Here is a 14,372-nt window from a genome sequence, read left to right on the forward strand (position 1 = left end):
TGCGGGGACGTGGTGGGGCGCTCAGACGGTGGCGGTGTCGCGTCCGCTCGCCTCCGGGGAGGCGACCGCCGTTCCCCGGACGAGCGAGGCGACGATCTCTCCGGACCGCACGGCGATGTTGGACAGCAGGGTCGAGGTGATGCCGTGCGTGTGCTCGGTCGGACCCTGCAGGTAGACGCCGGCCCGGACCGTTCCGCCGCCGGGGAGCGCACCGGTGCGGACGCGGTAGTCGCGCTGCACGTCGAGCCGGCCCTGTCCGTCGCGCCCGCAGGCCTGCTGCAGGCCGGCGTCGAGCAGCCACAGTGGGTCGGCCGACCGGTACCCGGTCGCGTAGACCACGGCATCGGCGGTGATGACCTCGCGCTCGCCGTCGATGAGCGACTCGATGGCCAGTTCCACCCGGTCCCCGACGTCGACGACGTCGGCCACCCGGGAGACGTTGCGGAAGCGCAGTCGCTCCCGGCCGGCGACCCGCTCGTGGTAGTGCGTGCGGTACAGGCCCTCGATCAGCTCGGGGTCGACCACGGAGTAGTTGGTGTTGGCGTGGTAGCCGAGGATGCGGTCCTTGACCTCGTCCGGGGCGGTGAAGAAGTCGTCGACGGCGGCCGGGTCGAAGATCCGGTTGGCGAAGGACGTGTCGTCGGCGGGGCTGTAGCCGTAGCGGGCGAACACCGCGTGCACCTCGGCGGTCGGGAAGGTGCGGTGCAGGTGCTCCACGGTCTCCGCCGCGCTCTGCCCGGCCCCGACGACGGCGAACCGCGCGGGCGAGGCGCCGGCGAGCTCGCGGGTGTGGAAGAGCAGGTCGCGGTTGTGCCAGATGCGTCCGCCTGCGGTGATCCCGCGCGGGAGGACCGGGGTGAGCCCGCAGGCGAGCACGACGTTGCGGGTCCGCAGCCGCTCCACCCGTTCGCCGGTGCGCACCACGACGTCGAGGAGGTCGACCACCCCGTCGCCGGGCACGGGCTCGATCTCGACGACCTCGCTGCCGTAGTCGACGGTCACCGGGGAGCCCGCGGCGTCGCTGACCTCGCCGACCCGTGCGGCGGCCCACTCCAGGTAGTCGTGGAACTCGCGGCGGGTGGGGAACGACGAGCCGTAGTTGATGAAGTCGGCGAGCCGGTCGCGGTCGTGCAGGTAGGACAGGAAGGAGAAGCCGCTGTTCGGGTTCCGCAACGTCACGAGGTCCTTGAGGTAGGACACCTGCATGGTCGCGTCCTCGAGCAGCATCCCGCGGTGCCAGCCGAACCGCTCCTGGCGCTCGACGAACCGGGCGGTCACCGGCGCGTCGGCCGGGGCCGCCGCGTTGTGCTCCAGCAGGGCGATCGCGATGCCGAGGTTCGACGGCCCGAACCCGACCCCCACTACGTCGAGTACCTCCGGGGCGGAGTGGGGGTTCGCGTTCGCGGGGTTCGCCATCACGGTCCTTTCGTTGCTTCGGCACGCCTCAGATAAGGCGAGGCTAACTGCAACACGAAGGTGGACGTCCCGCCTAGGGGGTGATCGTCGGAACCCGGCCGCAACGGCTCGTCTGCGCTGGTCGGAGCAGCGGAGTGACGAACGTGTCACCCGTTCAGAGTATGGAGTGCCGGCACGCACACACCGCCGGACGAGGGTGTCGCATGCCCCGTCCGTGCGTCACCGGTTCTGGCGACAGGGACACGGGCAGGGACGGGTACGTGCGCGGGACCCGGCCCGACACGGCCGGCGGCCACGAACGGCGGCGCCGCGCGGGACGACCGAGCGTCCCGCGCGGCGCCGATGACGGTTCACCAGTCCCAGTTGCGCACGAGCACTCTCCCCTCGACCGGAGTACTTCTCACCGTCCCGGAACGGACGCCGTTGCGCTCCGCACGTCAGAACGCACGGCACGCTCCACGATCGAGTGATGACAGGTCCAGAGTAAGCGATGGACAACGCTCCGTCACGGTTTAACGCAAGCCTGAGGCGTTCGTCGTCGGTTCCGGGCCGCTCGGCGCGGACTCGGGCCGCTGCGACACGAACGGCAACCGCTTGCCTTACTCCCGCGTAGCCTCGACCCGATACCCCTGAACGCACCCGACGAACAGGCAGGCGACGTGACCTCTGGCCCGGTGGCACCGCGCCCGGCACGGCGTCGCCGTCGTGTGCCGGACGCCCGGTCGCTGCTCGGCCTGCCGGTGCGCCCGCTGCTGCTGGTCCTGGCCGTCGAGTCCGCGGCGGTGGCCGCCGTCGTCGCGGGCGCGCTGACCGGGGCCGCGCCGACGCGGACCGACGCGCTGCTCTGCGGGCTGCTGATGCTGGTGGCCGCGGTGCACACCGAGCTGTCGGTCAACGCCGAACGCCTGCGGCGCCGGATCGCCGAGACCCGCTACATCAACATGACCTCGGTCTGGACCTTCGCGGCGGCGCTGCTGCTGCCGCCGGTGCTCGCGACGGCCGTCGTCGCCGTCATCTACGTCCACCTCTACCTGCGGGTGGTGCGCCCGAGCGGCACGCCGCCGCACCGCCAGGTCTACAGCGCCGCCACGGTCCTGCTCGCCGTGCACACCGTCGCGGGGCTGCTCGCGCTGGTCGGCGGCTGGGGCGGGGCTCCGGCGACCCCGCAGAACGCGGCGCTGGTGCTGGGCGCGCTGGTCGCCTACACCACGGTGAACACGCTGCTGGTCGTGTCGGTGCTGCGGCTGACCGCACCGGGGTCGCGGTTCCTCGTGATCCTGTGGGGCGGTGACATCGGGCTGGAGCTGGCGACGCTGTCGATCGGCGGGCTGGTCGCCGTCGTGCTCGCCAACACCTCCCCCTGGTTCGCGCTGCTCGCGGTGCTGCCGCTGCTCGTCGTCGAGCAGACGACCCTGGTGCGTCAGCTCGAGGCGCAGGTCGACACCGACGCCAAGACCGGGCTCCTCAACCCGGCGGCGTGGCGCTGGCGCAGCCGCCAGATGCTGGAACGGGACACGCGCACCGACCGCGCCGGCGCGGTGCTGATCCTCGACCTCGACCACTTCAAGGCGGTCAACGACCGGCACGGCCACCTGGCGGGCGACGACGTGCTCCAGGCCGTCGCCGACGTCCTCACCACCGAGGTGCGCGACGAGGACCTGGCCGGCCGGTTCGGCGGCGAGGAGTTCGTGGTCACGCTCGGCGGGATGCGCGCCGACGACACCCTGGACGACCGGGCCCGCGAGGTCGCCGAGCGGATCCGCCGGGGCGTGCGCGCGCTGGAGGTCGACACGGCCACCGCGGGCCGGGTCACCGGGCTGTCGGTGTCGGTCGGCGTCGCGACGACACCGGACCACGGCTCGGACCTCGACGGGCTGCTGGCCGCCGCGGACGCCGCGCTCTACGAGGCCAAGCACGCGGGCCGCGACCGGGTCGCGGTGCGGCCCCCGGCGCCGCCCGTCGTTCCCGAGGGTGCGACGCCGCCGTTCGGGCTGAGCTTCGGCACCTGAGAGCTACCGCACCTGAGGACTCCGACACCCGGGGCGCCGGTCACGGCCCGAGCAGCACCCGGGCCAGGTCCTTCCACTGGGGCAGCATCGGGTCGCTGCCCGGGTCGCGCGGGTCGAAGGTGTAGGTCAGCGAGGTGCCGCGCATCGAGGTGAGCAGCAGGTCGCGCAGCTGCTTGAACCGCGGGCGGCCGGCGAGCTCGTCGCCGAACATGCGGGCCATCGACGCCCGGATCGCCGCGCCGAGGCGCTTCTCCTCGGGGCGCAGCGCCTCGGCGATCTCGGCGTTGGACCGGGCCGCGGTCCAGAGCTCCACCGCCGCCCAGAAGTGGGGCTCGGAGAAGCTCTCCCACAACAGCTCGATGACCCGGTCGGCCCGCTCGAACGAGCCGACCGGGTCGGTCTCGACCACCCGTCGCACGCGTTCCTCGGTGTCGGCGACGCGCTTCACCGCCAGGTGCTGCGCGGCCGCGACCAGCAACCGGTCCCGGCTGGGGAAGTGGTGCAGCAGCCGGCCGCGCGACACGTCGGCGGCCGACTGGATGGTCAGGGTCGTGGAGCCCGAGTAGCCGCCGTCGATGAGGCAGGCCACGGCGGCGTCCAGGATCCGGGCGCGGCTGTCCTCCGACCGCTGCGCCCGGCTCCTGACCGCCGGAGGGTGTTCGGTGTTCATGATGTGCTCATGATCGCCTGTCGGTCATCGGCTCAGAGTCCCAGACCCCGGCCGATCACCTCCTTCATGATCTCGGTGGTGCCGCCGTAGATCCGGGTGATGCGGGCGTCGGCGTAGGCCTTGGAGACCGGGTACTCGCTCATGTAGCCGTAGCCGCCGTGCAGCTGCAGACAGCGGTCGGCGACCCGGCCCTGCAGCTCGGTGCACCAGTACTTCGCCTTCGACGCGTCGACGGCGGTCAGCTCGCCCGCGTTCAGCGCCCGCACGCAGTCGTCGACGTAGTGCTCGGCGAGGTCGATCTCGGTGTCCATCTCGGCCAGCGCGAACTTCGAGTTCTGGAACGAGCCGACCGGGGACCCGAACGCCTTGCGCTCCCTGACGTACTCCAGGGTGTTCGTCAGCACCGTACGGGCCGCGGCCACCCCGGCGACGGCGATCGACAGGCGCTCCTGGGGCAGCTTCTCGACCAGCTGGACGAAGCCCTTGCCCTCCTCGGGCCCGAGCAGGTTCTCCACCGGCACCTTCACGTCGGTGAAGGAGAGCTCGGCGGTGTCCTGGGCGTGCATGCCCAGCTTGTCGAGGTTGCGGCCGCGCTCGAAGCCCTCCATCCCGCGCTCGAGCACCAGCAGGCTCATGCCCTTGTGCTTCTGCGACGGGTCGGTCTTCACCGCGACGACGACGAGGTCGGCGTTGATCCCGTTGGTGATGAAGGTCTTCGCGCCGTTGACGACGTAGTGGTCGCCGTCGCGGATGGCGGTCGTCGACATCGACGCCAGGTCCGAGCCGATGCCCGGCTCGGTCATCGCGATGGCGAGGATCTTCTCCCCCGCCACGACGCCCGGCAGCCACCGCTGCTTCTGCTCGTCGGTGGTGTAAGCGAGCAGGTAGGGCAGCACGATGTCGTTGTGCAGGGTCAGGCCCAGCCCCGAACCGGCCGCACCGACGCGCAGCACCTCCTCGGAGACGATGGCGTTGAACCGGAAGTCCCGCACCCCGCCGCCCCCGAACTCCTCGGGCGCGTCCATGCCCAGGAACCCGTTGGCGCCGGCGGTGGTGAACAGCTCCCGGGAGACGACGCCGTCGCGCTCCCACTGCGCCTCGTGCGGGGCGATCTCCTTCTCGACGAAGGCCCGGAAGGCCTCGCGGAAGTCCTCGTGGTCGGACTCGTAGAGCGTGCGCTTCACGGCGCCGCCTCCTCTCTGGGGTACCGGCAGGGGGACTAGCGGGGCTGCATGCGGATCGCGCCGTCGAGACGGATCGTCTCGCCGTTGAGCATCGGGTTCTCCACGATGTGGGCGGCGAGCTTGCCGTACTCCGCGGGCTGCCCCAGCCGCGACGGGTGCGGCACCTGCTTGCCCAGCGAGGTCTTGACGTCCTCGGGCAGGCCGGCGAGCAGCGGCGTCTCGAACAGACCGGGGGCGATGGTGTTGACCCGGATGCCGATGCTCGCCAGGTCACGGGCGATCGGCAGGGTCATGCCGACGATGCCGCCCTTGGACGCCGAGTAGGCGGCCTGGCCGATCTGGCCCTCGAAGGCCGCCACCGAGGCGGTGTTGATGATGACGCCGCGGTCGCCGTCGACGTGGTCGGACTTGGCGATGCGCTCGGCCGCCAGCCGGATCACGTTGAACGTGCCGATCAGGTTGACGTTGATGACCTTGGTGAAGTCGGCCAGCGGGAACGGGCCGGTCTTGCCGAAGGTCTTGATGCCGTTGCCGATGCCGGCGCAGTTGACCGCGACGCGGACGGTGCCGAGCTCCTCGGCGGCGTCGAGGGCGGCCGAGACCTGCTCCTCGTTCGTGACGTCGGCGGCGACGAAGCGGACGCTGTCCCCCAGCTTGTCGGCGACGGCCTCGCCCTGCGACGACGGCAGGTCGATGATCAGGACCTTGGCGCCGAGCTCCACGAACTTCTCCGTGGTGGCCAGGCCCAGGCCGGACGCACCGCCGGTGACGACGGCGACGGAACCGTTGATGTCCATGTTCTGTCTGTTTCCTTCCGGGTGGGGAGCGGGTGTCAGAGGAGTTCGAGGATGGTGGCGTTGGCCTGGCCGCCGCCCTCGCACATGGTCTGCAGGCCGTAGCGGATGCCGTTGTCGCGCATGTGGTGGACCAGGGTGGTCATGATCCGCGCGCCGGAGCCGCCGAGGGGGTGGCCCAGCGCGATGGCGCCGCCGTTGGGGTTGAGCCGCTCGCCGACACCGGACGCGGTGTCGGTGGTGCCCGCGATGTCCGCCAGCCAGGCCAGCGGCACCGGCGCGAACGCCTCGTTGACCTCGAACGCGCCGATCTCGTCCAGCGACAGACCGGAACGCTTCAGCGCCTTCTCCGTCGCGGGGATCGGGGCGGTCAGCATGATGACCGGGTCGGCGCCGGCGAGGACCGCGGTGTGCACGCGGGCGATCGGGGTCAGGCCGAGCTCGCGGGCCTTCTCGCTGGTGGTCATCAGCAGCGCGGCGGAGCCGTCGGAGATCTGCGAGGAGTTGCCCGCGTGGATGACGCCGCCCTGGTCGGCGTCCTTGAACACCGTCTTGAGCTGGGCGAGGCCCTCGACGGTCCCGCCGCGGCGGACCCCCTCGTCGGCGGTCACGCCGGCCAGCGGGGAAAGCTGACCGTCGAACCGGCCGTCGTCCTGCGCGGCGGCGGCGCGCTCGTGCGACAGCAGCGCGAACTCGTCGAGCTGGGTGCGGGAGAAGCCCCACTTCTCGGCGATCATCTCCGCGCCGACGCCCTGGTTCGGGGCGACCCCGTAGCGGGCGGCGAAGTCGGCGCCGAACGGGTCCTGGCCCTGCAGGGAGGAGCCCATCGGCACCCGCGTCATGGACTCGACACCGCCGGCGACGGCCACGTCGTACTGCCCGGCGATCAGGCCCGCGGCCGCGAAGTGCACCGACTGCTGGCTGGACCCGCACTGGCGGTCGACGGTCACACCGGTGACGGTCTCGGGGAACCCGGCGGCCAGCGCGGCGTTGCGGGCGATGTCGAAGGTCTGCTCCCCGGTCTGGGACACGCAGCCCCACAGGACGTCGTCGATCTGCGCCGGGTCCACGCCCGAGCGCTCGACCAGGCTGCGCAGGACGTGCGCGGACAGGTCCGTGGGGTGGACGTCCGCCAGGCCGCCCTTTCGCTTGCCGACCGGGCTGCGTACGGCCTCGACGATGACTGCGTCTCGCACGGTGTTCGCTCCTTCGCGACGGTGGACGGCGCCCGGGTCGGGGCCGTCGACTCGCCTGCGACGGTAGCAGGAAACAGTCAGAGTTGACTGTCACGAATCCGTGCGACGCCGCTCACGCCCGCCCGGGGACGACTTCGCCCACGGCCCGCCCGGGGACGCGGGCCCCGGTCCGCCCGGCCAGCAGGACCAGGTAGCCCAGGACCGGGAATCCGGCCGCCAGCCGGAGGACGTTCCAGGCCAGCCCGCCGGCGCCGACGGCGTCCGGATCCAGGAAGTAGTACGGCGCGCGCCGGCCGGCGCCGTTGAGCACGGCCAGCGCCAGCCCGAGGTACGCGGCCGGGAACAGCAGCCACACCGGCGGGTGCCACCAGCGCAGCCCGCCGCGGGCGGGCCGGACGAGGACCCAGTCGGCCAGCGCCAACACCGGCACGACGATGTGTAGCAGCACGTTGGCCGGGGTGAAGCCCGTCGAGCGCCCGGACAGGAACAGCACCCAGACCAGGCCGGCGACCAGCAGGTAGACCACGACCGCACCACGGACCGCGGGCCGCGCGTCGTACCGGCGACCCAGCAGGGTCCAGAGGTAGAAGGCCGCGGCGAGCAGGTTGACCTGGTAGGTGAAGGTGGTCAGACGCCAGGCCACGCCGCTGCGCGAGGTCAGTTCGACCACGACCAGCGCCGCCAGCACGCAGGCGACGACCGCCCCGCGCAGGACGACGGCGACGACGGCGACAGGGACCTTGCGGGGCGCCGGGAGATGCACGGGGGATCAACGCCGGGTGCCACCCACCGGGTTCCCGTGATCCGGACGGGTGATCCCGGTCATGCCGCGGTGCGCCGTCGCACGGCATGCCGCATCATGATCGTGAGCATTGCTCACCTCCTGGGAGGACCGATGTCCGGAGTACCGCACGGCAACGTCCCGGCCGGTGGCAACAGTGTCCCCGGCGGGTGGGACGTCACCCGCAGCGTCGGCGCGACCGCACTGGCCGTCGCTGCGGCCCGCGCCGCCGAGGCCGAGGCCGAGCGCCCTGACCCGCTGGTGGTCGACCCGTACGCGCGCGCACTCGTCGACGCCGCCGCGCCGGGGCTCCCGCTCGCCCGCGGTGCCGACGACGACGGCGGCGTCGGCTGGCGGGCGCTGGTCGACATGATGGCGATCCGCACCCGGGTGCTCGACGCCGCGCTGCTGGCGGCGGCTGCGGACGGGGTGCGGCAGGTCGTCGTCCCCGCGGCCGGGCTCGACGCGCGCCCCTACCGGCTGGCCTGGCCGGACGGCACGTCGGTGTACGAGATCGACCAGCCCGAGGTGCTGGCCCACAAGCAGCGGGTCCTCGGCGCCACCGCGCCCCGGGCACGGCTGGTCGCCGTGCCCTGCGACCTGCGCGACGACTGGCCGGGCGCACTGCGCGGGTCCGGATTCGACCCCGGCCAGCCCACCGCGTGGCTGGTGGAGGGCCTGCTGGCCTACCTGCCGCCGGAGGCGGAGGCAGACCTGCTCGCCCGGGTCGACGAGCTGTCCGCGCCGGGCAGCCGGGTCGCGCTGGAGGCGGTGGACCTGGCGGTCGCCGACGAGTACCTGCACACCGACGAGGTCCGGGCGATGGCCCCGGCGATGGGCAGCGACCTCGCGCAGCTGTGGGACACCCGGCGCCGCCCCGCACCGGCGTCGGTGCTGCGCGCGGCGGGGTGGGACGTGCGGGAGCGGACCCTCGGCGAGCTGGGCGCGGATCTCGGCCGGCAGCTCACGGGCCCGGTCGGCACGCTGGTCGCGCACGTCCTCGTCGTCGAAGCGGCCCGCTGACCCGGGTCACCTCCACGCCGGGCACCGGGCTCGACCGTCGGGCAGGTCACGGGGCCGGCCGGCGAGGTCGCCGAGGTCAGGCCTCGCGTCCGGCCGGCTCGACCAGCGCCGACGGGCGAACCGGCGCGCCGGGGTCGGCGGCGGCGAGCGCCACGGCCGTGGCGTGGTAGCCGGCGATCCGGGCGGCCGCACCCTCGTCGAGCAGGTCGAGACGGTAGGTCAGGCGCAGCGTCGACCCGGACAGCGAGACGTGCAGCCCGGCGGCCCGGCCGTCGCCGATGGTGGTGCCCGTGTCGGGACCGCGGTCGCCGGTGCGGCCGAGCGCACCGGGGGCGATCTCGGTACCGCGCAGGTCCGTGCCGGGATCGAGCACGGTGCCGAACGAGGGAATCGCCGTCCCGAACTCGGCGGCGAGGCGTCCCAGGTCCGAGTCGGAGTGGGCGCGCAGCCCGGCCAGTGCCTCGGCGGCCGCGAGGACGAGAGCGGACCAGCTGCAGGCCGTGTCCAGGCACACCGGCAGCGGCGTCGTACCGGGACGGGCCGGGATCCCGGCGACCACCTCGGCGTCGCCGGACAGGGCCGCGAGGACGGCGGCGTGCGCAGCGAGCAGCACAGCGCCGGGCTCGACGCCGGACCCCGCGGCGACGGCGGCGACCGCGTCCCGCGGGACCGGCTCGGTGTGCACGGCGGTCCCGGGCCGGGGTGTCGCCGTCCGGGCCGGGGCCGGGGTGGCACCGCCGGTCAGCAGCACCCGGCTCCAGTGCTCACGAGTGGCCGAGGTGGTGGGGTCGAAGAGAGTGCCGGTCATCGTGCGAGCTCTCCGTTCGACAGAGGGCGCGGGGCGGGATCCTCTCGCCCAGGAACGCGTTCGACCCGATCCGGGTCCGGTTCACGACGAATGCGGTGTCGCACTCGTCGGCGGTGACGATGGACATGACGACGGACATGACGCTGGACGTTCCGTCGGCGACCGTCGTCCCGGTTCCGTTCGAGCCTGCATGCGACGTCTCCCGTCTCACCGCCGTACCGAAGAGTCGCTGACCGACTCCGACGCGTACATCGTCACTTCTCATGATCGTGCGAACCCGCGGTCGTCACTGCTCCCTGGAACCGCGGCACGACTCCGACCGCGACGTCGACGGCGCCGCGGGCGCGAGCCTCGATACCGCGCGATCCCGATGACCTGTCTTCGTGACTCGCCGGGCGGAGGTTCGACGTGAGACCGGATGTGATCCAGCGCACCAGGACTCGGTCGTCGGTGCGCGCGTGCCGTGGGGCGGGGGCACACCCGGCCGGTTCCGGCCGAACGCCCGCGCCCGGGCGCGGGCAGTGATTCACTCGTCCGGTGACCCCGACCCTGGCGCGTGCACACCGTCGTCGGGGTCACCGGGGTGGAGCATGGACGGTTCTTCCCGACCACCACGCACAGGAGGACGTGTGACCGCACTGCCACGCCGCAGCGTGCTGCTCGGCACCCTCGGGGCCGCGGCCACCGGTCTGGTGCCGGCCACACCCGGTGGTGAGCCCGCCGCCGTGCCCCGCTGGTTCGCCGGCGCGCTGCGACAGGCGACGACGCCGGACCCGTTCACCCTCGGCGTCGCCTCGGGCGACCCGTCGCCCGACGGCATGGTGCTGTGGACCCGCCTGGCCCCCGAGCCCGACGCCGAGGACGGCCGCGGCGGCATGCCCGACCGGGCGGTCGAGGTCGAGTGGGAGGTCGCCGAGGACGAGCGCTTCGCCCGGGTCGTGGCGCGCGGCACCGAGACCGCCACCTCCGAGTTCGCGCACAGCGTGCACGCCGAGCCCGCGGGGCTCGCCCCGGGACGCGAGTACTTCTACCGGTTCCGCACCGGCGGACACCTCTCCCCCGCCGCGCGCACCCGGACCGCGCCCGCCGCAGGTGCCGCGGCGGCGTCGCTGACGATCGCGACGGCGTCGTGCGCGAAGTTCGGGGCGGGCCACTTCACCGCCTACCGCGGGCTGGCCGCCGATGCGCCCGACCTCGTCCTGCACCTGGGTGACTACTTCTACGAGACCGACCGGGGCGAGGTCCGCGACCCGGGACCGCCGGAGCCGACGACCCTCGCCGGGTACCGCCGTACCCACGCCCACCAGCGCTCCGACGAGGACCTGCGCGCCGCGCACGCCGTCGCCCCGTGGGTGGTCGTGTGGGACGACCACGAGGTCGTCAACGACTGGGAGGGCGCGACGACCGACCGGCGTCGGGCCGCGGCCCAGGCCTACTACGAGCACATGCCGCTGCGCCGGGCCTCGGTGCCCGACGGCCCGGACATCCAGCTCTACCGGCGGCTGTCCTGGGGTTCGCTCGCCACCTTCCACGTCCTGGACACCCGCCAGTACCGGATGCGCGGCTCGATGCTCGGCGCCGATCAGGAACGCTGGCTGCTGCGCGGCCTGCGGGACTCCGCGGCCGGCTGGGACGTGCTGGCCCAGCAGGTGTTCTTCGCCCCGCGCCGGGGCGGCAAGTCCGGCACCTGGGGGGAGTTCACCGGCTCCCGGGAACGGGTGGTCCGCGGCTGGACCGAGGCGGGCGTGCGCAACGCCGTCGTCCTCACCGGGGACGAGCACGTGCACCACGCCAACGAGATCCCCGGCGACGACGACAGGGTCGCCGGCACCGAGCTGGTCACCACCTCGGTGACCTCCGGCGGCGACGGCGACGGCGACGCGAAGTCCGGTGGCAGCGGCAGCTCGGTGTGGTCGCTCGACCGGCGCGGCTACGTGCTGGCGACCTTCACCCCCGCGCAGATGCGCGCGGACTTCCGCACCGTGTCCCGGGTCAGCGAGCCCACCGCCACGGTGCGCACCGCGGCGTCGTTCGTGGTGCCGGACCGGGAGCCGGGTCTGAACAAGGTCTGACCCGGTCCCGGCGCTCAGCCGGTCGCCACCCGGGGCTCGCGGACGTCGTCGCCGAGGGTGTCGAGCACCAGCGCGGCGATGCGCTCGCGGTGGGCCTCGGCGGACCCGAGCAGGGCCGCGTCGGCGACGGCGCGCTTGTAGTACAGGTGCGCGACGTGCTCCCAGGTGAACCCGATCCCGCCGTGCAGCTGCACCGCGTCCGCAGCCACCCGGTAGGTCGTCTCCGAACAGGTGGCCTGCGCGATCGACACCGCGAGGTCGGCGTCGTCGATGCGCGGGTCGTCAACCGCCCAGGCCGCGTGCAGCGCCGCGGTCCGGGCCTGCTCGACGGCGACGAGCATGTCCGCGCACCGGTGCTTGACCGCCTGGAACGACCCGATGGGCCTGCCGAACTGCAGCCGTTCCTTCGCGTAGGCGACGGTCAGGTCGAGCAGCCGGCGGGCGATGCCCGCCTGTTCGGCGGCGAGCAGCGCCCCCGCGGTGCGGAAGGCGTGGCGCAGGGCGCCGTCGGCGTCCGTACCGGTGGCGAGCACGGTGCCGGTCGCGCCGTCGAGGACGACCCCGGCGACCGGGCGGGTCACGTCGAACGAGCCGCGCCGCTCCACCCGCACCCCGTCGGCGCCCGCGTCGACGACGGCCAGTACCGGGCCGTCGACCCCCGCTGCCGCGACGACCAGCACGTCTGCGGCGCCCGCGTCCGGGACGTGGGAGACCGTGCCGGTGAGCCGGTCGCCGTCGGCGGTGACGCCGGCCGCGGACGCGCCGTCGTAGGGTGCGGTGAGCACGGCGACCAGGGCCGCGGTGCGTGAGCCGTCGGCCAGTGCTGCGAGCAGCGCGTCGCGCTCGGCGCCCGCCGGGGCCGCGACCAGCGCCGGGATCGCGAGCGCGACGGTGCCGAGCAGCGGTCCGGTCACCAGGGCCGCACCGAGCTCCTCGGCTGCGACGGCCTGGTCCACACAGGTCCCGCCGGCGCCGCCGAGGTCCTCGGGGACGGCCAGCGACAGCGCGCCGAGCTCGGTGCCCAGGCGGCTCCAGAGTGCCCGGTCGAACCCGTCGGCGGTGTCGACGAGCCGGCGCAGGGTGGCCTCGTCGTGCTGGCGCTCGGCGAAGCGGTGCAGCGACGCGCGCAGCTCGCGCTGCTCGTCGGTGACGTCGAACTCCCGGAGTTCCTGCTCAGCCACGGGGGACCTCCTTCCAGGGGCGGTCGGAGTCCGACCGGGGCTCGCCGGGCAGGCCGAGGACGCGTTCGCCGAGGATGTTGCGCATGACCTCCGAGGTGCCGCCCTCGATGGTGTTCGCGCGCGAGCGCAGGAAGCGCTGCTGCACCGTGGAGTTCGGGTCGGTGTGCACCCGGCTGCGGTCCATCGACCAGTCGTCGTAGAGCAGCGCGTCCGGACCGAGCAGGTCCATGCAGAACTCGTAGACGTCCTGGTTCAGCTCGGCGCCGACCAGCTTGGACACCGAGCCCTCCGGGCCGGGCTGCCCGCCGCTCGCGGTGCGCCGCGCGCGGGCGAGGGTGAGGCGGTGGGTCTCGGCGCGGGTCCACAGGGCCGCGAGCCGGTCGCGCAGCACCGGGGTGTGCCGGTCGGGGTGGGCCCGCCACAGGCCGAGCGCCTCGCCGATGACGCCGCTGCCGCGCCGCCCGGTGACCCCGCCGATGGCGGTGCGCTCGTTCATCAGGGTGGTGATCGCGACCTTCCAGCCGGCGCCGACCTCCCCGAGCCGGTGCGCGTCGAGGACCCGCGCGTCGGACAGGTGGACCTCGTTGAACTCGGCCTGCCCGGTCATCTGGCGCAGCGGGCGCACGTCGACCCCCGGCTGGGCCATGTCGATCACGAAGTAGGTCAGTCCGCGGTGCTTGGGCTGCTCGGGATCGGTCCGGGCGACGAGCATCCCCCACCGCGCGACGTGGGCCAGGGTCGTCCAGACCTTCTGCCCGTTGACGACCCACTCGTCGCCGTCGCGGACCGCGGAGGTGGCCAGACCCGCGACGTCGGAGCCGGCGCCGGGCTCGCTGAACAGCTGGCACCAGATCTCCTCGCCGGTGGCCATCGGCCGGAGCCAGGCCGCGACCTGCTCGCGGTCCGCTCCGTACTCGACGACGGTCGGCGCACCCATGCCGTAGCCGATCGGGTTGACCGCGAACATCCGCTCGCCGCCGGCGTCGGTGACGATCTGGTCGACCACCGGCTGCAGCCCGCGGGACAGACCGAGCCCGCCGAGCCCCTCGGGGTGGTGCACCCAGGCGAGGCCGGCGTCGTAGAGGGCGCCGAACAGCTCCTCGCGTGGCACCGACCGCGGGTCGTGGGCCTCGACCACCTCCCGGGCGGCCTGTGCCACGCGGGCCGCGTCGGATGCCGGTCGGGTCGTGGTGGGCGAGCTCATCGCACCTCCGGGAGCTGGGCCTGACATCGTCGTC

General features: G+C 73.6%; 12 protein-coding genes. 3 read left to right on the forward strand and 9 right to left on the reverse strand.

Features of this window, described 5'->3' with window-relative positions:
• Positions 1–21: 21 nt before the first annotated feature.
• On the reverse strand, positions 22–1,416 hold the full coding sequence (locus tag KPL59_RS29285) for a lysine N(6)-hydroxylase/L-ornithine N(5)-oxygenase family protein (RefSeq protein ID WP_226362689.1): 1,395 nt from the start codon (positions 1,414–1,416) through the stop codon (positions 22–24).
• Between the two features lie 659 nt (positions 1,417–2,075).
• Between KPL59_RS29285 and KPL59_RS29290 the strand changes: the two genes are divergently transcribed.
• Positions 2,076–3,425, forward strand: coding sequence for a GGDEF domain-containing protein (locus KPL59_RS29290; RefSeq protein ID WP_226362690.1), 1,350 nt, complete (start codon positions 2,076–2,078; stop codon positions 3,423–3,425).
• A 40-nt stretch (positions 3,426–3,465) separates the two neighbouring features.
• Here KPL59_RS29290 and KPL59_RS29295 read toward each other — a convergent pair whose 3' ends face one another.
• The 5 genes from KPL59_RS29295 to KPL59_RS29315 all read right to left on the reverse strand — a co-directional run bounded on the left by KPL59_RS29295 (position 3,466) and on the right by KPL59_RS29315 (position 8,032).
• Positions 3,466–4,095 carry a TetR/AcrR family transcriptional regulator gene (locus KPL59_RS29295; RefSeq protein ID WP_060712091.1) on the reverse strand — a complete coding sequence of 210 codons (630 nt, stop codon included), beginning with the start codon at positions 4,093–4,095 and terminating at the stop codon, positions 3,466–3,468.
• 32 nt (positions 4,096–4,127) lie between these two features.
• The gene (locus tag KPL59_RS29300) at positions 4,128–5,279 is read right to left on the reverse strand and encodes an acyl-CoA dehydrogenase family protein (protein ID WP_226362691.1); all 1,152 of its coding nucleotides are present in this window, start codon (positions 5,277–5,279) and stop codon (positions 4,128–4,130) included.
• Between the two features lie 35 nt (positions 5,280–5,314).
• Positions 5,315–6,076: a 3-hydroxyacyl-CoA dehydrogenase gene (locus KPL59_RS29305; RefSeq protein WP_226362692.1), complete on the reverse strand. Its 762-nt coding sequence runs from the start codon at positions 6,074–6,076 to the stop codon at positions 5,315–5,317.
• A gap of 35 nt (positions 6,077–6,111) precedes the next feature.
• On the reverse strand, positions 6,112–7,269 hold the full coding sequence (locus KPL59_RS29310) for an acetyl-CoA C-acyltransferase (protein ID WP_226362693.1): 1,158 nt from the start codon (positions 7,267–7,269) through the stop codon (positions 6,112–6,114).
• A gap of 112 nt (positions 7,270–7,381) precedes the next feature.
• Positions 7,382–8,032, reverse strand: coding sequence for a Pr6Pr family membrane protein (locus KPL59_RS29315; RefSeq protein WP_226362694.1), 651 nt, complete (start codon positions 8,030–8,032; stop codon positions 7,382–7,384).
• Positions 8,033–8,164: 132 nt separating this feature from the next.
• On the opposite strand from KPL59_RS29315, the gene KPL59_RS29320 reads away from it, so the two are divergent.
• Complete coding sequence (locus KPL59_RS29320; protein WP_226362695.1) at positions 8,165–9,073, forward strand: SAM-dependent methyltransferase; 909 nt, start codon at positions 8,165–8,167, stop codon at positions 9,071–9,073.
• Positions 9,074–9,149: 76 nt separating this feature from the next.
• Here the strand turns inward: KPL59_RS29320 and KPL59_RS29325 are convergent, their stop codons facing one another.
• Positions 9,150–9,881: a hypothetical protein gene (locus KPL59_RS29325; protein ID WP_226362696.1), complete on the reverse strand. Its 732-nt coding sequence runs from the start codon at positions 9,879–9,881 to the stop codon at positions 9,150–9,152.
• A gap of 590 nt (positions 9,882–10,471) precedes the next feature.
• Here KPL59_RS29325 and KPL59_RS29330 point away from each other — a divergent pair.
• On the forward strand, positions 10,472–11,953 hold the full coding sequence (locus KPL59_RS29330; RefSeq protein WP_374111676.1) for an alkaline phosphatase: 1,482 nt from the start codon (positions 10,472–10,474) through the stop codon (positions 11,951–11,953).
• Positions 11,954–11,967: 14 nt separating this feature from the next.
• On the opposite strand, the gene KPL59_RS37225 is transcribed toward KPL59_RS29330, so the two are convergent.
• Together KPL59_RS37225 and KPL59_RS29340 are read right to left on the reverse strand one after the other, a co-directional pair.
• On the reverse strand, positions 11,968–13,134 hold the full coding sequence (locus KPL59_RS37225) for an acyl-CoA dehydrogenase family protein (RefSeq protein ID WP_226362698.1): 1,167 nt from the start codon (positions 13,132–13,134) through the stop codon (positions 11,968–11,970).
• Positions 13,127–14,338, reverse strand: a complete 1,212-nt coding sequence (locus KPL59_RS29340; protein WP_226358992.1) for an acyl-CoA dehydrogenase family protein — start codon at positions 14,336–14,338, stop codon at positions 13,127–13,129. The genes KPL59_RS37225 and KPL59_RS29340 overlap by 8 nt, the downstream gene beginning before the upstream one ends.
• Positions 14,339–14,372 lie beyond the last annotated feature (34 nt).

The sequence above is a fragment of the Pseudonocardia sp. ICBG1142 genome, from assembly GCF_020496255.1.
GTDB lineage: Bacteria > Actinomycetota > Actinomycetes > Mycobacteriales > Pseudonocardiaceae > Pseudonocardia.

Bases quoted from the DNA above. Each gene is read 5' to 3' on its own strand.
- KPL59_RS29285 (WP_226362689.1), bottom strand. From the start codon at position 1,416: ATGGCGAACCCCGCGAACGCGAACCCCCACTCCGCCCCGGAGGTACTC.
- KPL59_RS29295 (WP_060712091.1), bottom strand. From the start codon at position 4,095: ATGAACACCGAACACCCTCCGGCGGTCAGGAGCCGGGCGCAGCGGTCG.
- KPL59_RS29305 (WP_226362692.1), bottom strand. From the start codon at position 6,076: ATGGACATCAACGGTTCCGTCGCCGTCGTCACCGGCGGTGCGTCCGGC.
- KPL59_RS29320 (WP_226362695.1), top strand. From the start codon at position 8,165: ATGTCCGGAGTACCGCACGGCAACGTCCCGGCCGGTGGCAACAGTGTC.
- KPL59_RS29325 (WP_226362696.1), bottom strand. From the start codon at position 9,881: ATGACCGGCACTCTCTTCGACCCCACCACCTCGGCCACTCGTGAGCAC.
- KPL59_RS29330 (WP_374111676.1), top strand. From the start codon at position 10,472: ATGGACGGTTCTTCCCGACCACCACGCACAGGAGGACGTGTGACCGCA.
- KPL59_RS29340 (WP_226358992.1), bottom strand. From the start codon at position 14,338: ATGAGCTCGCCCACCACGACCCGACCGGCATCCGACGCGGCCCGCGTG.